This window comes from Streptomyces sp. M2CJ-2 (genome assembly GCF_016757295.1).
In the GTDB taxonomy this organism is placed as follows: domain Bacteria; phylum Actinomycetota; class Actinomycetes; order Streptomycetales; family Streptomycetaceae; genus Streptomyces.
On the sequence record NZ_JAESIF010000334.1, the window covers coordinates 1 to 261 of the forward strand.

The 261-nt window shown below is 74.3% G+C and carries 1 protein-coding gene; it reads left to right on the plus strand.

Annotation, left to right across the window (positions count from 1 at the left end; translation table 11 throughout):
• The coding region (locus JL475_RS39520; protein ID WP_202282995.1) for a transposase at positions 1-261 on the plus strand (261 nt) is incomplete at both ends.

Below are 261 nucleotides of genomic sequence, written 5' to 3' on the forward strand. Positions count from 1 at the left end.
GCAGCTGCTCGCGCAGGCGCGGGCGATCCCCGGGCGCGGTCCCTCACCCGGCTGCCGGGGGTCGGCGTACTCACCGCCCTGATCATCGCGGCCGAGATCGGCGACGTCACGCGCTTTTCCTCCGCGCGCAAGCTCGCCGCCTGGGCCGGACTGACCCCGACCGTCCGCGGCTCGGACCTGACCGTCCGGCACGGGCACATCTCCAAACAGGGCTCGCCCTGGCTGCGGTGGATCCTGTGCGAGGCCGCCCAGACCGCCAAG